This window comes from Haloplanus litoreus (assembly GCF_045690335.1).
In the GTDB taxonomy this organism is placed as follows: Archaea; Halobacteriota; Halobacteria; order Halobacteriales; family Haloferacaceae; genus Haloplanus; species Haloplanus litoreus.
Genome location: NZ_CP147874.1, coordinates 63,450 through 83,169 on the forward strand (window position 1 = coordinate 63,450; position 19,720 = coordinate 83,169).

Below are 19,720 nucleotides of genomic sequence, written 5' to 3' on the forward strand. Positions count from 1 at the left end.
TCTGCAGTCGCGAGTGCCGGGTTATAGTTTAAATACGGTTCTCGTGAGGGCGGTGACGGTGACCATCGCCCGATGCGTCGGTGTCAGGATGTCGAGGCGTCCACCGATGCGGCGCCGTCGCGAACAGCGGCGGGTAGGTCATCGAATCGCCTCAGTCGTCGCGGCTCCCTCCAGGGAGCGCCTCGCGGAGTTGGATACCCCGGTAGCGTGCCCACTGGCTACAGAGCACCAGCCCGAACGCGATCGCGGCTGTCGGGAGGCGCTGGTAGATGTCGGCAGGAGAAACATATGCCCCCTGTCCGGTGAGGATCGCCGGGACGGCGTCCCCGAGCAGCAGCGAGAAGAAGACGATCGCCGCGACGATAGCCGCGTCGACGAGATGCACTGGTTCGAAAAGGGGGCGGCCGTCGCTGTCGGTCATGGGTTTGATGAGACAGCGATCGTAGTCGCCGGGATGCGTGCGATTACGGGCATTGGACATCGTGAGGCCGGCGTGCGGGATCGAACCGCGGCACGACGCTGGCGCCCCGTACACTGTTATCCAGCGCCCATAGGGGCCGCGCCGCTCAACCAGTCGCCGGCAAGGCGGGCCATCGAGGACGAATCGGCTCGCGGGGATCGACGTATGGCATGAGCCGAACTGCAGGCGCACGTTGATGGGAGGCCCGCTCGTGTGGCTCAGCGTCCCTCGCCTGCCGCGTGATGCGGTGATCGGGTCATCGGGCTCTACACGCGGACACGGTCGGTGGTCTCGCGCTGGTCGAGCGTCGTCGAGTCGTGCAGACCACGGACCACACCCCGCGCGAGTGCCTCGTTGATCGACGGCACCGACTCGGGTTCCGGGCCGACGACGTCGGGCGGGAGGCGCTCGTCGTAGGCGGTGAGCGCGTAGGCGGCGAGGCGCTGGCGGTCGACCGAGAGCCCCTTCGACTCCAGCGTCGCGACGATCTGCTGGATGTAGCGCTTGAAGCGGTCGCGACCGATTTCGCGGTCGTCCCAGATCCGCTCGTAGGACCCTTCGACGCCGCAGTCACAGAAGATGCCTTTCTGCTCGCTCACCGAATCTGCCGGGGCGAACTCGACGGTTGTCTGGCGGTTCCTCCGGCTCCAGTAGGCCTCGCGAGAGACCTCCCAGTTGCGCTTGGCCTTTAGACGCTGTTCGCGAACGACGGCGAAGCAGTTGTTACACACGTCGACCGCCGACAGGATGCGGTCTTGGAAGCTTTCGTGCATGGTAGGAGAGACTCGTGACTTGGCCCCACTCTCGGGTTGGTCACGAACAGCCGGTCGGGTAGGGGTACGTGCAGTAGTCGGTGCGGGTGGTAGTTATGCGTCCGGATACTGCCGGATTTCGGCAACAACCTGTCTGAGGTCGTCGTTTTTGCGGGCCTTATGGACGAAGTGCCGAGATTCGAGAGTATCGAGGGCCTCGTCGAGGGTGGTCGGGGCGAGGTAGGTTCGGCCGAGGAGCTCCTGTCTGGTGAGCGGCCCGTCGCGGTCGAGCTCGCGAAGGACGTACTTGGCACTGGGCGGGAGGTCTTCGAACCCTGCCGGTGGGTCGAAGTCGCCCCCAGTCACCCGCCTGTACCACCGGGGTCGACCCCGCCAAGTGGCTCCCAGAACGTCCTCGTCTCAGCACTGGCCGGCCCGTCCGGCTGGTCGTCGTCGGTCTCGATGGGGTTGGGGTCCCGGATCGCCAACCCCCACGTATAGATACTCCCATACGCCTCGGTTGGCGATCCGACGTCGACAACACCACTGTTCGGTAACCCCGTGGCCGCGTACAGTGTCGCCCCGTGCTCGCCGACGCTCTCGAATACCTGGACGTCGTGATCGCCGTCTTCGTCCTCGAAGCGTCGCATCGTCTGGCGGACGTGTTCCTTCGAACACTCGGCACGGTCGGCGAGCACTCGGGCGGAGAGTGGTTCGGCCGCCTCACGAAGTTCCTCGACGATCCGATCCTGTTTCTGCCCGAAGGTCCACACCACACCGGGCGTCTGGACGTCGGCGAAGCCAGTCGGCATCGCGTCGGTCCTGACGTACACGGTGGCCGTTGAGTCTGGGTCGTCGGGATTCCGTGCGTAGCGTCCGGCGGCCTGGGCGACGTGGTTCTCGCGGACGGAGGCAAGGATTTCGCGAGCAGTGTCTGCATCCTCGCCAGTGAAGCCCCGGCCGTGGGCCCGCTGTTGCCCCGTCCCAAGGCACTTCCGACAGCCCTCGCCCTCACAGTGTTCACACTCGCCCTCGGAGCGCTCGGGTTTGGCATCAAGATCGAGTTCGGCGAGCAGGTTGACGACGTGGTCGTCTCCAGGGTCGATCACGCCTTCCACGAGTCCAATCGGCTCGTCGGCGAAGTCGTTGCGGGACTTCTCCTCGCCGTAGTGCATCGTCTTCGGATCGTGGACACCGGCCTCGTTCATGATCGAGGCGACACGGTCCTCGACTGACTTGGCGGTGATCGCCGTGCGGAACCGCTCCCCGTAGGTGCCTCGAAGCTGGCTCGCGATCGCCCGAAAACCTCGGTCGTCGAAGTACTCTCCCTTCGTGAGCGGGCGGGTCGCGGTGCCGACCTGGACGACGCGAAGCCCGCGCTCGTAGCGACGCCACAGCCGACGCTCCTCGGGATCGAGGACTTGAGTCCGCTGCATGTGCGGCACCGTATTCGCCTGCCACTTCGGGAGCGCGGGGTGGGCGTCCAGGCCGATCACGCTCCGACAGAGATTGAGGTCGGGTGTCGCCCGCACGGTCTGAACGTCGTTCTGGTCGTCGAGGACGATCGTCACCCAACTCCGATTCCACCCTCGTCATCGTGGGCGTGGGCATCCAGCCGCGGTGGTTCGTAGGGCGTCTTTCCGACGCGTCGGCCATTCGATCGCTCCTCGGCGTGGAAGATAGCCCGTGCGAGCGCCGGCGCCATGACGTGTGCCCGCGGCTCCTCGAAGTACCACTCCCGGTCGGGGGCGGCGTCGAGCATATGCTTGAGCGCCTCGCGCTCCTGACCGGCGTCGTCGCCCCAGGAATCCCCGCGGGAGAGCTGGACGAACGCCTCCCACGAGGTGACGGGTGCGTCGATAGCCTGCAGGTAGGCCGCGACAGCATCCCGAACCCGATCCGTCGTGAGGTCCTGGACGAAGTCGGGCTCCTCGTCGAAGACGAGATTCGTCCCCATCCGCAGGCCGGGGACGTGTGCGAAGTTGTGCGTCGCGATGACGAGCGGGTGGTCGCCCTCGCGAAGGTCCTCCCACTGCTGGATAGCCGGACACTCGCCGTCGTGGCTGCAGGGGAGCTCGGCGCCCTGGTCGTTGTGATCCTCGAGGTAGCGATGCGCTGCGGAGAACGGAATCCCCTTTGCGTCGCACTTGTGGGCGAGCCACTCGCTGGCGGCCTCGCCCTCGGTGGTGATGACCTCGCGGTCGTCGTCACTCTCCGGATGGGGATCGTGATCGCCGGCGGCAACCGGGCAGGCCTCGTGGCGGGCCTCCAGCACGAAGTGCTCACCACCGTCCTCCTCGGCGACTTCGACCGCTTCGTCGCGGGCATCCCGCGTCGCGAGGAGGTGGACGACTTGATTGTCGCCGGTGATCTCGTCGCGCGCGCCCCAGCGCGTCGACGCCACGGTGTAGGTCTTGCCCAGCGACGTGGGCGCGTCGACGACGCGCTCGTCGCCCTCACGCATCACCTCGGCAATCGTCTCGAACAGGCGGTCGCGAGCCTCGTCGGTCGTTGGCCACTCCAACCCGCGCTTCCGAGCGGCACGGCGCCGCTCGGCGGGCGCCATCGCATCGAGTTGCCCGAGCGGGAGTGCGGAGGTCGGCATCGCGAGACTCGGACCGGTGGACGTCGTCGACGGGATCGAGCCCTCCTCGCTGGGCTCCTTGGTCGGCAGATCGTCGCCCATCGCAGCGGCGAGGAGGTTGTCCGCATCGACGCTCGACGCGTCGTCTTCGTCATCGCTCTCGTCCTGGAAGCGCTCGGGCGGGAGCACTGGGTCCGGTGGATCCTCGCGCTCGGGTCCGGGATCGCCAGCGACTGCCTGGGCCTCGGCTAGCAGGTCGTCGTCGACGGTTACCGGCTCGGTCTCGGGCGGCTCACCATCCCAACATTCCGCGCACAGCGAGTTGTCGTGAGGGTAGAGCCGACGGTTGTGACAGCCGGTGATGCAGCACTGCTCGCCGACGGGAACCTCGAAGCGCGGCACCGGCTCGCTGCTGTCGTCCTGGTCGCGGGATTCGTCGACGATGTCCTTGACGAGCTCTCGTTGGTCGGGCGCGAGGTCGAGTTGGGCGAGGACCTGCATCGCGCCGACGTCGGGATGGTTCGCGACGAACGTCTCGACGCGCTCGCGGATATCACGCCCTCCGTCGGTCGCGACGGGGTAGTCGTCGGCCTCGCGACAGGTGTGACACTGCAGGCGACTCCCGACGCGGTGGGAGCGGGTGGGCTTCCCACAGACCGCACAGTTGCCGAACCGCCGACCAAGGCGGTCGTCGAGACGCTCTTTCAGCGTCCCGATGCGGTCGAAGATGCTCATCGGTCGCCCTCCTGGCGGAGCCGTTCAGCGGTCGCCACCCGCCGTCCCGCCTTTCTGATGTGTTGCTTCGTCTGGCGAACGGTGAGGTCGACATCGAACTCGTCCTCGAGGAGTCGCTTCGCCGCGACAAAGCCGAAGTGCTCACCGTCAAGTTCGTCGAACTCCTCAACGAGTGGGACGAGCGCCTCGCCGGGGCGCATACCGAGCGCGCACAGCGGACAATCGCTCAACGGCCCTCACCCCCCTCGTACCGCTCTCGAGCAACAGCGTGGAGCGTTCCACGGTTCCAGAGGTCAGCCTCGGGGGCAGTCACCGACTCGAACGCATTCCGTGAGTACCACCGCTCGTCGAGTTCAGCCGTAATCCGACCCGTCCCGCCGCAGAGGTTGCAGACGTTGTTGGTCGGGTCGTGCATACACCGCCCCTGCGCGTGACAGAGGTCGCCGTAGCACTCGACGTACTCGCCGGATCCACGACACCGACCGCAGCGAACCCACTCGGCGTCGTACCACCAGCCGCGCTCGCGAACGACGTTCACGCGTCCTCACCTCCCTGCCAGTCGGCCCACGTACTCTGTCTCTCGACAGCGGGGCGCTCTTGCAAATCGGGGATATTCGTGGTCGTCTCCTCACCGGTCGGCTCGTCGTCGACGACGTCGACAGTTTCGCCGTCGCCCTGGTGGTACGGCGCCTCCCCAAGGTACTGGACAGTCCCGTCGAGTGCGGGCCCCTCGTAGGAGCGCCCGCTCATGCCGACACACCCCCGGTAGAAGTGGCGGTTGCTCTGGGCGTTAGAGTACAGCTAAACGGATGAGGCGACGCCGGGACAGGGATTTGAACCCTGGATCCCAGAGGGAACACGCTTTCCAGGCGTGCGCCTTACCACTCGGCCATCCCGGCTCGCAGTTAGGGATACCCGCTCGACCTTTTAACTCCTTTTGTTTCCCCGCACTCGGGGCTCCAGAGCGTAGGTGAGACCCGCGGACGTGGCGCCGACGAGGACGGCGACGCCGCCGAGCGCGAAGAGTCCCGGGCCGAGCGGACCGAGGAGGAGTCGGTACCCCTGCACGAGAACGAGGAAGGCAAGCGCGCCCACCACGCCCCACAGGAGACTCGACTTGCGCTGGGGCGTCACTCCACGTCGGCGATGGCCTCGATTTCGAGGGCCGCACCCTTCGGCACCGACCCCACCTCGACGGCGCTCCGGGCCGGCGGCTCCGCGTCGAAGTACGTCCCGTACGTCTCGTTCATCTCGTCGAAGTCCTCGATGTCGTCGAGGAAGATGGTCACCTTCAGCAGGTCGCTCGCGTCGGCGCCCTCCTCGGCGAGGATGGCCATCACGTTGTCGAGGGACTGCTCGGTCTGGGTGGCGACGCTCTCGTCGTCGAGGAGCTCGCCGTCGGTGGTCAGCGGGAGCTGGCCCGCGGTGAACAGCAGGGAGCCGTTGGTGGTTGCCTGACTGTACGCGCCCACGGCCGCGGGGGCGTCGTCGGTACTGATGGTTCGTTTCACGCCCGGGTTGTCGGGCGGCCGCCGGTTAAAAGTACACACCTACGGCCGTTCCTGCCGTGGTCGTCGATCCGTCGAGTGGAGCCTCGAAAGCGACGATACCGACGCCGGCGACCACGTCGGCCGAGACTCGTGGGACGCGAGCGACGGGGTCAGACCGACATCTGGTAGCCGTTGACGATTTCCACTTCGTAGCCCTCGCCACGGAGCGTCGAGAGCAGTTCGTCGACGTGCTCCGGTCCCCGGGTCTCGACTTCGAGTTCGACGCGTGCGTCGTTCATCGCCACGTCCCGCGAGGTGCGGTCGTGGTGGAAGGCGGTGATGTTCGCGCGGAGGGCGGCGATGATCGTCCCGAGTTCGACCAACGCACCCGGCTGATCCTTGAGGATGGTGCGGAAGCGCAGGTAGCGACCCGTGGCCACGAGGCCACGCATCACGACGGTCGTCAGGACGTTGAGATCGATGTTGCCGCCACAGATGGCGGGGACGATGGTCTCGCCCTCGTCGTACTCGATGCCGTCGTCGTCGAGCAGGGCCGCGAGCGAGATGGCGCCCGCCCCCTCCGCGAGTGCCTTCTCGCGTTCGAGCAGGTAGGTGAGGGCGATGGCGATGGATTCGTCGTCGACGGTCACCACCTCGTCGACGCGCTCTTTGATCACGTCGAAGGTACGGTCGCCGATCCGGCGGGTGGCGATGCCGTCCGCGATGGTGTCGACGCTCTCGCGCTCGTAGATTTCGCCCTTCCGGAGCGACTCGGCGGCGCTCGACGCGCCCTCGGCCTGGACACCGATCACGCGCACGTCCGGGTCGTGGGCCTTCACCGCCGTTGCGATGCCCGAGATCAGTCCGCCCCCGCCGATGGGGACGATGACGGTGTCCACGTCGGGGCAGTCGTCGACGATTTCGAGTCCGATGGTTCCCTGGCCCGCCATCACCATCTCGTCGTCGAAGGCGTGGACGTACGTCCGCCCCTCCTCGCGTTCGATCCGGTGGGCCTCGGCCTGAGCGTCGCTGTAGTCGGCGCCGTGGAGGACGGTCTCACCGCCGTAGCGCTCGGTGGCCTTCACTTTGGAGACCGGCGCGTGCTCCGGCATGACGATTTTCGAATCCACACCCGCTCGAGTGGCCGCCAAAGCGACGCCCTGAGCGTGGTTTCCGGCGCTCGCGGTCACGACGCCAGCCGCCTGCTGATCGGCCGACAGCGTCTCGATTCGGTTCATCGCGCCGCGGATCTTGAACGCCCCGGTGCGCTGGAAGTTCTCCAGTTTGAGGTGAACGTCGGCGCCGGTCATCTCGGAGAAGGCGTACGAATATTCGAGCGGTGTGTGGCGCGCGACCCCCGATACCCGCTCCCGGGCGTCGAGAACGTCCTCGAACGTGATCATACCCCCCATACCCGACGGTGGCGGTTAACGGTTTATGTAACGTCGGCCCACACGCGTCGGAGCGACGCGAACGCGTTCTCGCAGCCGCGTTCGACGAGGAGTGCGGAACCGAAGCGAAGGGCTGTGCGCCCCGGAGATCACGGCAGGACGAATCGGCGCCAGAGACGCGTAGCGCGGCCGCTCTCTGGCGTGTGAAGGGGGAATGCACGCGTGTGACGTGCGCTTAGATCATAACTGGGGACATATATAAACGTCATGAAGGCGGAGTGAAAGTGAAAGTGATGGATGGCGCGGGGGGACCGAGCGCGCCGGGCGGGCGGCGCACGTCGACCGTACGTCAAGAGTGTTCCGGGCGGACGGCCGCCGACCCGTCGGCGAAGTAGCGGCGAACCCGCTCTTCGAACGTGCCGTCTCCGGGCCAGGTGACCGGTTCGTCGCTCGCCAGTGCCTCCGGATCCCCGACGTAGACGGCGACCGTTCCGCCGTCGGTTCGCGGCGCGTCGACACGGACGTAGAGTCCCTCGTCGACCGCCTCGTAGTCGTCGAGGGCGTCGACGCCGTCCGTCCGGAGGAGGCGGCCGGCCGTCCGCCCCCCAGGTGCGAGCGTCGGATACCGGCCGGCGACCGGGTGACAGCCCTCGAGGACTGCCGCTCCGAGAAAGACGAAGGAGTCCACGACGGCGCTTACCCGCTCCGGTTCGGTCAGCGTCCCGTAGACGAATACGTCCATAGGAGGGACAGTGCCGGCCCGTAGTTCCGCCTTTCGACTACCGCTCGTCGAGCGGGACGAACTCGCGGTTACGTTCGCCGACGTAGCGCGCACGGGGTCGGATCAGGCGGTTGTCCTCGTACTGTTCGAGCATGTGGGCGATCCAGCCACCGACCCGGGACAGGGCGAAGATGGGGGTGTAGAGATCCATCGGGATGCCCATCTGGTAGTACATCGACGCCGAGTAGAAGTCGACGTTGGGGGCGAGTCCCTTCTCCTCGGTCATGTAGTCCTCGATGGCGACGGAGTAATCGTACCATCGAGGGTCGCCAGCCGTCTCGCCGAGACGCTGGGAGTACGTCTCGAGGATGCCCGCACGCGGATCCCGGACGTTGTAGACGCGGTGGCCGAAACCGGGGATTCGCTCGCCCCCGGCGACTGCGTCTTCGATCCACTCCCGGGGCTCTTTCCCGCTCTCGTCGATTTCCTTCAGCATCCGCATGACGTTCTGGTTGGCGCCGCCGTGGAGGCCACCCGCGAGCGTCCCGATGGCGCTCGTGACGCCGCTGTGGAGATCCGACATGGTCGAGGTGGTCACCAGCGCGGAGAACGTCGACGCGTTCAGCCCGTGGTCGGCGTGGAGGACGAGCGCGGTGTCGAACGTCTCGGCCGCTACCTCGTCCGGTTCCGTGTCGTTCAGCATGTAGAGGAAGTTCGCCGCGTGGTCCAGATCCGCGCGGGGTTCGACGGGGTCGTCGCCGTTGCGGAGACGGGCGAACGCCGCCAGCGCCGTCGGCAGTTTCGCGGTGATCCGACAGCCCTTCGCGAGATTCGCCTCGCGGTCGTCGGGGGACGCGTCGGTGTCGGCGTCGTACGCAGAGAGTGCCGACGTCACCGTGCGCATCGTTGCCATCGGGTTCGCGTCCGTCGATGCGAGTTCCGCGATGAGGTCGTAGACGGCTGGGTCGAGTTCCCGTTCGTCGGCCAGTCGGGCTGCGAACTCGTCGCGCTCGGAGCGTGTCGGCCACTCCCCGTTCCAAAGCAGCGACAACACCTCCTCGTAGCTCGCCTCGTGTGCGAAGTCTTCGATGGCGTACCCGCGGTAGCCCAGCTCGCCGGCGTCGCCGTCGATGTAGCTCAGCCGGGACTCGGAAACGACCACTCCCTCCAGTCCCCGCTTGACCTCATCTGACATACCCTACGGGTTTCTAACCGTCTCAAAAAAGCGTTGCCGTTTCCCTCACGAGTCCGTCACGAATGGCGCTCGGCCGGAGTACGCGCCCACTCACGGCCCTCGAGCGAGACTCGCGACCCCGCGACCGGGGGGATTTTACCCCTCGACGCTTCCGTGTAGGTATGATCCTGTCGGACACCGACATCCTCGCCCGTCTCCGCGAGGGTGACCTCGTGATCGACCCGCTGGACGACGTAGACCAGCAGGTGCAGCCGGCCAGCGTCGACCTCCGTCTGGGGTCGGAGTTCCTGGAGTTCCAGCGCACGAACATCCCGTGTATCCACCCCACCCGCGAGGGGGAGGTCAGCGAGTACATCGCCGAAACGGTCGTCGACGACGGCGACGAGTTCATCCTCCACCCCGGCGACTTCGTCCTCGGGACGACCCGAGAGCGCGTCGAAATCCCCCACGACCTCGTCGCGAACGTCGAGGGGCGGTCGTCGCTCGGCCGCCTCGCCGTCGTCGTTCACGCCACCGCAGGCTTCGTCGATCCCGGATACCGCGGCCAGGTAACCCTCGAACTGTCGAATCTCGGGACCGCCCCCGTGGCCCTCACGCCGGGCATGCGCGTCTCCCAACTCGTCTTCACCGAACTCTCCTCGCCCGCCGACCGGCCCTACGGCACCGACCGCGGATCGAAGTACCAGGACCAGCAGGGCCCACAGGCCTCCCGCATCGGGGACGACCCCGAGTTCGAATCATGAAGTTCGTCGAGGAACTCGTCGTCGAGGAGTTTTTGCCCACCATCCGCTCCATGCTCGCGGCTGATCTCCGCGAGCGTGGCTTCACCCAGCGCGAGGTGGCGGAGGCCCTCGGGATCTCCCAGTCGGCCGTCTCGAAGTACGCCCACGGCGAAGTCACCACGAGCGACCGGATCAGCGCGGACGACCGAGTCCGTGACCTGGTCGAGCGGGTCGGCTCCGGCCTGGCGACGGGCGACATGAGTCGCGTCCAGGCGCTGGTCGAAATCGAGGTCGTGATCCGGCAGCTAGAGGACGGCGACCTGCTCGCCGAGCGGCACCGCGAGGTCATGCCGGAACTCCGCGAACACGGCGGCGACTTCGACGTACACGACCCCGAGAGTACCGTACGGACGACTGAGGAGGTCCGCTCGTCGGTGCGGCGCGGACTGCGCATCCTCCGGAACACCTCCGGCTTCGCCGCCCTGGTGCCGAACGTCGGCTCGAACCTCGTCGAGTGCCTGCCCGACGCGGCGGACGTGGAGGACGTGGCCGCCGTCCCGGGTCGCATCTTCGACGTGCGGGGCACCGCGACGGTGCCCTCCGATCCCGAGTTCGGCGTCAGCGAACACGTCGCCTCGGTGTTGCTGTCGGCCCGTGACGCCGGCGCGCCGGTCCGTGGCGCCGTCAACCTCCGGTACGACCCGGCCCTGATCGACGACCTGCGCGCGGCCGGCTACCCGACCGTCGAGTTCGCCGTCGAACACGGGGCGACGAGTAGCCGACCGACAGTCGACGACGGTGCCGACCGGGAGGCCGGCGAGGACGATGACACGACGCGACCGGGCGTCGCCGACGCCGTGCGCGAAGCCGACCCCGACTCGCCGTTCGTCCTCTACCAGACCGGCGGCTTCGGTATCGAACCCATCACCTACATCCTCGGGGACGACGCCCCCGCAGTGGCGCGCATCGTCCGCGATCACTGCCAAGGGTGACGACACCGGATTCCGACCGGGCGACCGCCGCACAGGGTTTCTACTCGCGGTGGGCGCGCGCCTACGACACCCTCGCGCGCCGCGCTCCGGGTGTCCGCGGCCTCCGGCGCGACACCGCCGCGGCACTCGACCTCGCCCCGGGCGACACCGTCGTCGACGTCGGCTGTGGGACGGGCGCGAACCTGCCCGCCCTCCGCGAACGCGTCGGTCCGTCGGGCACCGTCGTCGGCGTCGACTTCGCCCCCGGCGCGGTGGCACGCGCCCGTGCCCACGTCGCCCGGGAGGGCTGGACGAACGTCCACGTCTGCCGGGGTGACGCCACCCGACTCCCCCTCGCCGACGCCGACGTCGACGCCGTCGTCGCCACCTTCCTCGTGGGGATGCTCCCCGATCCGGCGGCGACGGTCCGCCGCTGGCTGGACGACCTGAATCCGGAGCGACTCGCCCTGTTGGATCTGGCCAGCAGTCACCACCGCCTCGGGCGCCAACTGAATCCCGTGTTCCGGGCGCTGGTCGTCGCCACGGCCCCGCCGGGCACCCGCGACCACCACGACGGCTCGCCGGCGTGCGTCCTCGACCGGCGGGTCGCCGCCGCACACCGGACCCTCCTCGACGCCTGCGTCGAGACGACACACGGGACGCGAATCGGGGGCTTCGCCTACCTGAGCGCCGGACGACGATAGGTGTCGCGGACGGGACTACCCGTACCGCTCGGCGTGTGTCTCACAGAAGGGTGGGTCGCGCAGTTGTGCGCGGATCACGCCGGGCTGGCGGTGCGCGTCGTGGAGGCGGCACCGCTCGTCGTCACAGAACGCGGTCCCCGACTCCAGCAGGTCCACCGCGGCGATGACGTACCCCCGCAGCGCCTCGGTCGTCCGCGGGTCGTCGGCGACGAGAAAGTCGCCGTCGAGTTCCGCCTCCAGCACCTCTCGGGGCGGGGCGTCGCCCGTCATCAGGGCGTGTTTGCTCTTGGCCTCGTAGTACGCTTCGGGCTTGGCCGGCGCCTCGTAGAGGCCGGGGACCGAAACGAGCGCGGGTTGGCCGAGGACGGCCACCCGCTTGTGCCAGCGGCCGTCGTGGCCGCCCCACGTGCCGATCACCCGGTCGAGCAAGGGGAGATGGAGGTGGTCGAGTCCCTGCTCGCCGGGGAGTCGGGCGTTCAGCGCCCGCTGGACTGCGCGGCCGTCGTAGACGACGCCGCCCGCGCGTTCCGGGTCGTCGAGCACCCGCTCCTCGTAGCGGACGATACCGAGCATCGTGTTCCCCGTCGCCCGCTCGGAGGGGTCGGTGACGCGAGCCGCGGCCAGTTCCTCGGGCAGGTCGTCGTCGGACCGCGTTCCCAACAGCCGGTCGCGCACGCGCACCTCGGCGTCGACTCGCCCCCGAAGCCACGCGGCGAGGGCGTCGGCGTCGGCGGGCGTCGTCGGCGCGCGGTAGAGCGTGACCGTCTCGACCATCGGGAGCGATCAGTCGTCGGCGGGCGCCCGCGACGTGAGTTCCACGTCGGCGGCGTCGACGCCGAGTTCGTCGATGGCGGCCTGCGCGGCGCGCTTGCCCGAGACGAGCATCGCGCCGAAGGTCGGACCCATGCGCGGCAGGCCGTAGGTGGTGGCGACGGCCATCCCCGTCGCGATCAGACCGTCGTGGACGACGCCCGTGTGTTCGACGACGGCGTCCTCGCTCTCGCCGACCCACATCGAGTCGTGACCCGGCGAGTCGTGACCCGGCGCCCCGTAGGAGTCGTCACCGGTCTGATCCATCCCGGTGTTGTGCTCCTTGGCGTGCTGAATGCCCGGGGCGTCGAGGACCCCCCGTTCGTCGAGTTTGGAGATGGCGACGGCGTCGTGGCCCGTCGCGTCGATGACCAGATCCGCCTCGACGGCGATGGGGTCGACACAGGTGATCTCTCGGGGTAGCGCGTGGACCGGCGTCCAGTTCATGACGATACCGCCGACGCGGTGGTCCTCGCGGATCACGATGTCGGTGAACTCCGTCATGTTCTGCATCTTCGCGCCGGCGTCACACGCCGCCTTGATCAGACCCGAACACGCCTCCGGGCCGTTGGCGACGTAGAGTCCCTCCGTATCCTGTGCTGGCTTGTAGTCCACGTCGAGGTCCTCCAGGACGTCCTGGGCCGGGTCCCGGACGGTCACCTTGTTCATCAGGAAACCGCCGAGCCAAAATCCGCCGCCGAGGTAGTTGTTCTTCTCGACGACCATCGTCTTGACGCCGCGCTCGGAGAGTTCCTTCGCTGCCATCAGCCCCGACGGGCCGCCGCCGACGATGAGCACGTCCGAATCCGAGAAGTCCATGAACTCCTCGGTCCACTCCTGTCCGATCGCTCGGGTGACGTCCGCTTCGCCGACCTGACTGAACTGCTCGTACGAAGACATACCACTAGATGGTATTACTGAGTGGTTTTATATTTTGCGACTGGCACCGAACCGCCCAACGCTTTTCGCCGTCGGCGACCTACCCCGATCAATGATCCCGACGGTGATCCCGTGATGAGCGGCCTCGTCGACGGCGAGTGGGTCGGCACCGACTACGCCACCGACGACGACGGCGAGTTCGAACGCCAAGAGACGACGTTCCGCGACCGGATCGGCCCGGACGAGGCGTTCCCGGTCGAGGCCGAGCGCTACCACCTCTACATCTGTCGGGCGTGTCCCTGGGCACACCGGACCGCCATGATCCGCGCACTCAAGGGACTGGACGGCGCCATCTCCCTGTCGCTGGTCCAGCCCGAGCGCTACGACGACGGCTGGGAGTTCTCCGAGGCCCACCCCGATCCGCTGTACGGCGAGGAGTACCTCCGGGATATCTACGTCCGTGCCGACCCGGACTACACGGGACGGGTGACCGTCCCCGTCCTCTGGGATCGGGAGCGAGAGACCATCGTCAACAACGAGTCCGCGGAAATCATGCGGATGCTCGACGTGGCCGGCCACGAACTGGCGACCCGGGACGTCGACCTCTACCCCGAGGGCTACCGCGACGACGTTGACGAGTTGATCGACGACATCTACGACCCGATCAACAACGGCGTCTATCGCGCCGGCTTCGCGGGGTCACAGGACGCCTACGACGAAGCGGTCGCTGACCTGTTCGACGCCCTCGAGTACTACGACGACCTGCTGGCCGACCAGCGCTACCTCGCGGGCGACCAGCTCACGGAGGCCGACCTCGCCATGTTCGCGACTCTCGTGCGGTTCGATCACGTCTACCACACGCACTTCAAATGTAACCGCCGGGCGGTCCACGAGTACGACAACCTCTGGGGGTACACGAAGGACCTCTACACCACTCCCGGTATCGGGCGCACCGTCAACATGGATCACATCGTCCGACACTACTACGTGAGCCACGGCGACGTGAACCCCAAACGGCTGGTGCCGACCGGCCCGGACATCGACTTCACCGAGGGGCACGACCGGGACCGGTTGCCGGGCGGGCCGCCGGAGGCACTTCGAGAGTAGCCGAACTGCGCGAAGAATCCACGGCGGAAAGACGACCGGGTCGAGTCGGTACTGCTGTTGCACAACGAACGCCAGCGCCTTCGGTCGGACCGAGTCGGCGCGTCGTTCAGATGATCGCCACGACCCCGGCGCTCAACCCGAGCGTCACCAGCAACCGCCCCACGCTCCCGGCGAACGTCGCCGCCGCGAAGCGGACGTAGTCCTCTTCCAGCACCGCGAACGCGTAGATAGAGAGCGTGTCGGGGAAGAACGGAATCGAGAGAGCGACCGCGAGGCCGGCGTACCCCCACCGCTGGGCCACCTCGACGGTTCGCCGCTGTGACCACCCGATCACGTCGAACCGGGACCGCTGGAGGAACCGGATCACCGGGCCCGCCTCCTTGGCCTCCTGACCGATGTGGAAGGCAAAGACGCTACCGGCGGCCTTGCCGAGCGCCGAGACGAGGATGATGACTGCCAGTCGCAACTCGGTCGACAGACCGAGGTTCAGCGGCGCGAGCAACACGATTTCGCTGACACCCGGGAGCGCGAACGCGATGAGAAACGAGTAGACGAAGATGATCACGAGTCCACCCCACCCCGTGGCCGAGCGAACCAGGCGCGTCAGCCACTCGAAGCCGAAGAGCTCGGTCGTGAGGAGGGGAACGAACGCTTCCACACCCCTCCCCTGGGAGGGCGCCGACGTAAGTCTTTCAGGTTCCGCCGGTGCCGCCGCTCGAATCGCGTGGCGAAACGGCGTCGAGAACCGCAGCCGGTGACGGTCCGTCGCCGGACGACTACCGCACCGCGTCGAGAATCATGCGCTCTTCGACCTTGTCGACCTCCTCCAACACGTCGCCCACGGCGTCGATGTTGGCACTGATGGAGGTGATTCCCTTGCGGACGAGGAAGTCGACCATCTCGGGGTGAGAGCCGGCCTGCCCGCAGATGCTCGTGTCGACGTCCGCCTCGCGACAGCTCTCGATCGTGTCGCCGATCAGTTCGAGCACCGCCGGGTGGAGTTCGTCGAACCGATCCGAGACGTGTTCGTTGTTGCGGTCCACCGCGAGCGTGTACTGGGTCAGGTCGTTCGTCCCGAAGGAGACGAAGTCGACACCTTCGTCGACGATGCCGTCGATGCCGATGGCGCTCGCGGGCGTCTCGATCATCACGCCCCACTCGCGTTTCTCGGGGTCGATGCCGACCGCGTCCATGTGCGCCCGGGCGCTCGCCACGTCGTCGCCGTCGTTGACGAGGGGGAACATGAGTTCGAGGTTCTCGTAGCCCATCTCGTACAGACGACGGAAGGCCTCGAGTTCGTGTTCGAACACCTCGGGTCGGTCGAGGCTGCGACGGATGCCGCGGTAGCCGAGCATCGGGTTGTGTTCGTGTGGTTCCTCGTCACCACCTTCGAGTTGCCGGAACTCGTCGGTCGGTGCGTCGAGGGTGCGCACCCGAACGGGTCGGGGGTAGAACGCCTCGGCGACCTTGCGGACGCCGTCCATGAGTTCCTCGACGTATGCGTCGGAGCCCTCGTCCCGGATGAACCGCTCGGGCGTCTTGCCGAGCGAGAGGACGAGATGTTCGATCCGCAGGAGTCCGACCCCGTCGGCACCCGTCGCCGCCGCGCGCTCGGCGGCCTCGGGGATGGAGACGTTCACCTTGACCTCGGTGGCCGTCACGGGTTTGGGCTTCGACGACGGCGCCGGCTCGTCGTCGGTGCCCGGGTTCGCCGTGGGCGTCGCCTCCTCGGCCACCGTGCGACCCTCCCGGACCGTCCCCATCTCGCCGTCGACGGTGACGACCTGCCCGTCTTCGAGAACTCGGGTGGCGCTGCCCGCACCGACGACGGCCGGCACGCCGAGTTCGCGGGAGACGATGGCCGCGTGGGAGGTCATCCCACCCTCGTCGGTGACGATGGCGGCCGCGCGCTTCATCGCCGGCACCATGTCGGGCATCGTCATCTCCGTGACGATGACGTCACCCTGGCTCACTTGATCCAAGTGGTCGAGTTTCGTGACGATCCGGACGGTTCCGCTCACCGTGCCCGGACTCGCACCGAGGCCGGCGACCAGTTGGTCGCCCTCGCCCTCGGCGTCGTCACCCTCGTCTTCGGCCTCGCTGCCGGAGTCCTCGATGGTCGTGATCGGACGGGACTGGAGCATGTACACCTCGCCGCCGGCAACGGCCCACTCCACGTCCTGCGGGTCGCCGTAGTGATCCTCGACTCGCTCGCCGAGTTCCACCAGGCGTTCGATTTCGGCGTCCGTGAGCACGCGCTGATCCCGCTTGTCCTCGGACACCTCGCGCTCGACGGTCTCGCCGGTCTCCTCGTCCTTGACGTGCATCACCTTCTTGGTGGCGATGGTCGCCTGTTCGACCTCGCTCGTCGTCCGATCGACGACGTAGTTGTCGGGGGAGACAGCCCCGGAGACGACCGCTTCACCCAGTCCCCACGCCGCCTCGATGATGATCCGCGGGTCGCCGGTCGAGGGATGACTCGTGAACATCACGCCGCTCTTCTCGGCGTCGACCATCGTCTGGACGACGACGGCGATGTCCACCTCGTCGTGCGGGAAGCCCTTCTGGTTCCGGTAGTAGATGGCACGCTGGGAGAACAGCGACGCCCAGCACTCCTTGACCCGTTCGATGAGGTCCGTCTCGGTGACGTTCAGGAACGTCTCCTGTTGCCCGGCGAAGGAGGCGTCGGGGAGGTCCTCCGCAGTGGCCGAGGAGCGAACCGCGACGAACGCTTCGCCGTCACCCATCGAACGGTAGGCGTCGAGGATCTCCTCGCGTACCGCCTCGGGAACGTCCGTCTCCATGATGAGTTCGTGGGCGCGTTCGTGCCCCGCCGCGAGCGCCGCCGAGTCCTCGCTGTCGACATCGACGGCCTCGAACAGTTCCTCGTCGATGCCGGCCTCCTCGATGAACGTCCGGTAGGTGCCGGCGGTTACGACGAATCCCGGCGGAACGGGCAACCCAGCTCCCGTGAGTTCGCCGAGCGAAGCCGCCTTCCCACCGACCGTCCCCAGATCGGTAGACCGCACGTCCTCCAGCCAAGCTACAGCCATTTCGTACGCGCAAATCCCACCAGTGGCATAAAGAAGGTTTCGAAGCGCGCAACTACGGCCGTAGCGTGGGTTCCAGTCACACGCGCATATCGAGGTATAGAGGGCTTCTATCGGCAGTTTACGAATACCCCCCTCGCAGTCGTGCGGTCCGGACGGTGCCGAGCGGTCATACGGACTGGGGTCCGCCATGTTCGGCCGTCACCGCCTCCGTGGTCGGCGACGGCTTGGACACAGTTACAACGATCCGTCTCAGGCCTCCAGGATGTCGTCCTCGTCGGCCGGGGGGACGGCGAGCGAGCCGTCGAGTGCCGTCACCGCGCGCCCGCCCACGCGGACCTCCTCGCCCACCCGCACCCGAACCACGCCCGGCCGGTCGACGAAGTGGCCCTGTTCGAACCGCATCTCGTCCGGCAGGTCGTCGAAGGCGTCGACCGTCCGGAGGTAGGCCCCACAGGCACCGCCCGCGGTGCCCGTCACGGGGTCCTCGGGGACACCGGCGCCGGGGGCGAACATCCGCGCGTGAAGCGTCGACGCGGCGTCGAGAGCGTCGAACGTGAACGCGTAGACGCCGGTGGCGCCGTAGTCGGCCGCCAGCTCCGCGACGGCGTCCATCTCGGGATCAGCGTTCCCGAGGTGTTCGAGGAAGTTCACCGGAATCATCAGGAACGGGAGCCCGGTCGAGGCGACGGCGGCGGGCAGGTCCGCACCCACGTCCCGGAGCGCCGCCGGATCGATACCGAGCGCCTCGCCGGCGCGGTCGTGATCCAGGTCGACGAGTTCGACCGCCGGATCGTCCTGGGTCATCCACGCGACGCCCTCGTCGGTCACCTCGACGTCGAGGACGCCGACGTTCGTCCGGAGCGACCCCTCGCCCGCGTCCAGCGCACCCTCCCCGTGGAGGAAGGCCAGACCCGCGACAGTCGCGTGGCCACAGAGGTCGACCTCCTGGGTCGGTGTGAAGTAGCGAATCCGGCGGTCCACGTCCGCGTCCGCGTCGTCGGTGAGAAAGGCCGTCTCGCTGGCCGACAGTTCGCGGGCGATCCGTCCCATCTGGTCGTCGGTGAGGCCCGCGGCGTCGGGGACGACGCCCGCCGCGTTGCCGGCGAGCGGTTCGTCCGTGAAGGCGTCGATCAGGAGCGTCCGGCGCGTGTCCATGCCACCGACGTGGGCCGGGGGCGACAAAAGGCGTTGGGGGGCTTCGCGGGTCGTGTTCAGATACGCAGGCAAAACTGGGAGTACCTCGAACGGCCCCCTTTCAGTCCCGCCCGGATCGGCTGGCCAATCAGCCGCCGTCGGGCCGAATTGAAAGGGGCGACTCCAGCGAGGCGGGGCGTTCGAGGTGTCTTCAGCGGAAGCGTTCTACGCTGAACAGTGCCCCGCCGCGTCCCGTAAACCCTTACCCGACGCGCGTGGGAGTCGTGGCCATGAGCGACCTCCCGGACGACTTCACCTGCACGATCACCAACTGGGAGTACATCTACGGCCTCTGCCGCGACGTCGCCGACGAGGTTCGGGACGCGGCGTTCGACCCCGACGTGATCGTCGCCCTCGCCCGTGGTGGCTGGTTCGCTGGCCGGTGTTGTTGCGATTTCCTCGGTCTCGACGACCTCACCAGCCTGAAGATGGAACACTACGTCGGCACCGCGGCGAAGGGCGCCGATCCCGAGGTGCGCTACCCGATGCCCGAGGGGAGCGTCGAGGGCAAGGACGTGCTGATCGTCGACGACATCGCCGACACCGGCGAATCGCTCCGCCACGCCCACGAGTACGTCGCGAGCCGCGACCCCGACGAGGTGCGGACGGCCACCCTCCAACTGCTCTCGACCAGCGAGTTCGACCCCGACTTCGTCGGCGAGCGACTCGACGAGTGGGCGTGGATCGTCTACCCCTGGAACTTCATCGAGGACATGATCGACCTGATCGAGGGAGTCATGCAGCGGGCGGACGACGAGACGTTCGAGCGAGCGGACATCCGCGGCTACCTCGCCGACGACCACGACGTGCAGCGCATCGAGATGGAGATTGCCCAGCCCGACCGACTCGACGAGGTGCTCGCGGAGATGGAGCGCCGCGACGTCGTCGACTCGACGGGGGACGCCTGGCGACTGGCGTAGCGTGTCCCGAACCCCCCACGCGGCGCCGTCGC

Annotated in this window: 23 protein-coding genes and 1 tRNA gene; 5 read left to right on the forward strand and 19 right to left on the reverse strand. The window is 67.6% G+C overall.

What is annotated here, in order from left to right; all coding sequences use genetic code 11:
- Positions 1 to 151 precede the first annotated feature (151 nt).
- The 14 genes from V8686_RS00375 to citZ all read right to left on the reverse strand — a co-directional run bounded on the left by V8686_RS00375 (position 152) and on the right by citZ (position 9,328).
- Positions 152 to 421 carry a hypothetical protein gene (locus V8686_RS00375; RefSeq protein ID WP_379701807.1) on the reverse strand — a complete coding sequence of 90 codons (270 nt, stop codon included), beginning with the start codon at positions 419 to 421 and terminating at the stop codon, positions 152 to 154.
- Positions 422 to 726: 305 nt separating this feature from the next.
- Complete coding sequence (locus V8686_RS00380) at positions 727 to 1,233, reverse strand: peptide ABC transporter substrate-binding protein (protein WP_379701745.1); 507 nt, start codon at positions 1,231 to 1,233, stop codon at positions 727 to 729.
- 93 nt (positions 1,234 to 1,326) lie between these two features.
- Complete coding sequence (locus V8686_RS00385) at positions 1,327 to 1,578, reverse strand: MarR family transcriptional regulator (protein ID WP_379701746.1); 252 nt, start codon at positions 1,576 to 1,578, stop codon at positions 1,327 to 1,329.
- Positions 1,575 to 2,783, reverse strand: a complete 1,209-nt coding sequence (locus tag V8686_RS00390; protein ID WP_379701809.1) for a hypothetical protein — start codon at positions 2,781 to 2,783, stop codon at positions 1,575 to 1,577. Before V8686_RS00390 ends, V8686_RS00385 begins: the two co-directional genes overlap by 4 nt.
- Positions 2,780 to 4,531, reverse strand: coding sequence for a hypothetical protein (locus tag V8686_RS00395; protein ID WP_379701810.1), 1,752 nt, complete (start codon positions 4,529 to 4,531; stop codon positions 2,780 to 2,782). Before V8686_RS00395 ends, V8686_RS00390 begins: the two co-directional genes overlap by 4 nt.
- Entirely contained in the window at positions 4,528 to 4,731 is a 204-nt protein-coding gene (locus V8686_RS00400; RefSeq protein ID WP_379701748.1) for a hypothetical protein, read from the reverse strand. Before V8686_RS00400 ends, V8686_RS00395 begins: the two co-directional genes overlap by 4 nt.
- Positions 4,732 to 4,757: 26 nt before the next feature.
- Positions 4,758 to 5,069: a hypothetical protein gene (locus V8686_RS00405; protein ID WP_379701750.1), complete on the reverse strand. Its 312-nt coding sequence runs from the start codon at positions 5,067 to 5,069 to the stop codon at positions 4,758 to 4,760.
- Complete coding sequence (locus V8686_RS00410; protein WP_379701752.1) at positions 5,066 to 5,281, reverse strand: hypothetical protein; 216 nt, start codon at positions 5,279 to 5,281, stop codon at positions 5,066 to 5,068. The genes V8686_RS00405 and V8686_RS00410 overlap by 4 nt, the downstream gene beginning before the upstream one ends.
- 68 nt (positions 5,282 to 5,349) lie before the next feature.
- Positions 5,350 to 5,430, reverse strand: a tRNA-Ser gene (locus tag V8686_RS00415).
- Positions 5,431 to 5,458: 28 nt separating this feature from the next.
- Positions 5,459 to 5,665 carry a hypothetical protein gene (locus V8686_RS00420; protein WP_379701812.1) on the reverse strand — a complete coding sequence of 69 codons (207 nt, stop codon included), beginning with the start codon at positions 5,663 to 5,665 and terminating at the stop codon, positions 5,459 to 5,461.
- Complete coding sequence (locus V8686_RS00425; protein ID WP_379701814.1) at positions 5,662 to 6,042, reverse strand: Rid family detoxifying hydrolase; 381 nt, start codon at positions 6,040 to 6,042, stop codon at positions 5,662 to 5,664. Before V8686_RS00425 ends, V8686_RS00420 begins: the two co-directional genes overlap by 4 nt.
- A 149-nt stretch (positions 6,043 to 6,191) precedes the next feature.
- A complete protein-coding gene (gene ilvA / locus V8686_RS00430; protein ID WP_379701816.1) occupies positions 6,192 to 7,424 on the reverse strand; it encodes a threonine ammonia-lyase in 1,233 nt (410 codons plus the stop codon).
- 337 nt (positions 7,425 to 7,761) lie between these two features.
- On the reverse strand, positions 7,762 to 8,154 hold the full coding sequence (locus tag V8686_RS00435; protein WP_379701817.1) for a gamma-glutamylcyclotransferase: 393 nt from the start codon (positions 8,152 to 8,154) through the stop codon (positions 7,762 to 7,764).
- Positions 8,155 to 8,191: 37 nt separating this feature from the next.
- Positions 8,192 to 9,328 (reverse strand): citrate synthase, encoded by a 1,137-nt coding sequence (citZ, locus tag V8686_RS00440; RefSeq protein ID WP_379701819.1) that lies wholly within the window; start codon positions 9,326 to 9,328, stop codon positions 8,192 to 8,194.
- 161 nt (positions 9,329 to 9,489) lie between these two features.
- Between citZ and dcd the strand changes: the two genes are divergently transcribed.
- From dcd to V8686_RS00455, 3 genes are read left to right on the forward strand one after another with little or no spacing between them, the layout of a single operon-like run.
- Positions 9,490 to 10,071 carry a dCTP deaminase gene (dcd, locus tag V8686_RS00445; protein WP_379701821.1) on the forward strand — a complete coding sequence of 194 codons (582 nt, stop codon included), beginning with the start codon at positions 9,490 to 9,492 and terminating at the stop codon, positions 10,069 to 10,071.
- Positions 10,068 to 11,042 carry a thiamine-phosphate synthase family protein gene (locus tag V8686_RS00450; RefSeq protein ID WP_379701822.1) on the forward strand — a complete coding sequence of 325 codons (975 nt, stop codon included), beginning with the start codon at positions 10,068 to 10,070 and terminating at the stop codon, positions 11,040 to 11,042. The genes dcd and V8686_RS00450 overlap by 4 nt, the downstream gene beginning before the upstream one ends.
- Complete coding sequence (locus V8686_RS00455) at positions 11,039 to 11,725, forward strand: class I SAM-dependent methyltransferase (RefSeq protein ID WP_379701823.1); 687 nt, start codon at positions 11,039 to 11,041, stop codon at positions 11,723 to 11,725. Before V8686_RS00450 ends, V8686_RS00455 begins: the two co-directional genes overlap by 4 nt.
- Before the next feature lie 15 nt (positions 11,726 to 11,740).
- Here V8686_RS00455 and V8686_RS00460 read toward each other — a convergent pair whose 3' ends face one another.
- Complete coding sequence (locus tag V8686_RS00460; protein ID WP_379701825.1) at positions 11,741 to 12,499, reverse strand: DUF7001 family protein; 759 nt, start codon at positions 12,497 to 12,499, stop codon at positions 11,741 to 11,743.
- Between the two features lie 9 nt (positions 12,500 to 12,508).
- On the reverse strand, positions 12,509 to 13,435 hold the full coding sequence (locus tag V8686_RS00465; RefSeq protein ID WP_379701827.1) for a sulfide-dependent adenosine diphosphate thiazole synthase: 927 nt from the start codon (positions 13,433 to 13,435) through the stop codon (positions 12,509 to 12,511).
- A gap of 114 nt (positions 13,436 to 13,549) precedes the next feature.
- Here V8686_RS00465 and V8686_RS00470 point away from each other — a divergent pair, with 114 nt between their 5' ends.
- Positions 13,550 to 14,521 carry a glutathione S-transferase family protein gene (locus V8686_RS00470; RefSeq protein ID WP_379701829.1) on the forward strand — a complete coding sequence of 324 codons (972 nt, stop codon included), beginning with the start codon at positions 13,550 to 13,552 and terminating at the stop codon, positions 14,519 to 14,521.
- Positions 14,522 to 14,627: 106 nt separating this feature from the next.
- Here the strand turns inward: V8686_RS00470 and V8686_RS00475 are convergent, their stop codons facing one another.
- The 3 genes from V8686_RS00475 to V8686_RS00485 all read right to left on the reverse strand — a co-directional run bounded on the left by V8686_RS00475 (position 14,628) and on the right by V8686_RS00485 (position 18,729).
- Positions 14,628 to 15,179, reverse strand: coding sequence for a YqaA family protein (locus V8686_RS00475; protein ID WP_379701831.1), 552 nt, complete (start codon positions 15,177 to 15,179; stop codon positions 14,628 to 14,630).
- A 118-nt stretch (positions 15,180 to 15,297) separates the two neighbouring features.
- Positions 15,298 to 17,574 (reverse strand): phosphoenolpyruvate synthase, encoded by a 2,277-nt coding sequence (gene ppsA, locus V8686_RS00480; protein ID WP_379701833.1) that lies wholly within the window; start codon positions 17,572 to 17,574, stop codon positions 15,298 to 15,300.
- Between the two features lie 249 nt (positions 17,575 to 17,823).
- Positions 17,824 to 18,729, reverse strand: coding sequence for a PhzF family phenazine biosynthesis protein (locus V8686_RS00485; protein WP_379701835.1), 906 nt, complete (start codon positions 18,727 to 18,729; stop codon positions 17,824 to 17,826).
- 269 nt (positions 18,730 to 18,998) lie between these two features.
- Between V8686_RS00485 and V8686_RS00490 the strand changes: the two genes are divergently transcribed.
- The gene (locus V8686_RS00490; RefSeq protein ID WP_379701836.1) at positions 18,999 to 19,688 is read left to right on the forward strand and encodes a phosphoribosyltransferase; all 690 of its coding nucleotides are present in this window, start codon (positions 18,999 to 19,001) and stop codon (positions 19,686 to 19,688) included.
- The last annotated feature ends 32 nt before the right edge of the window (positions 19,689 to 19,720 follow it).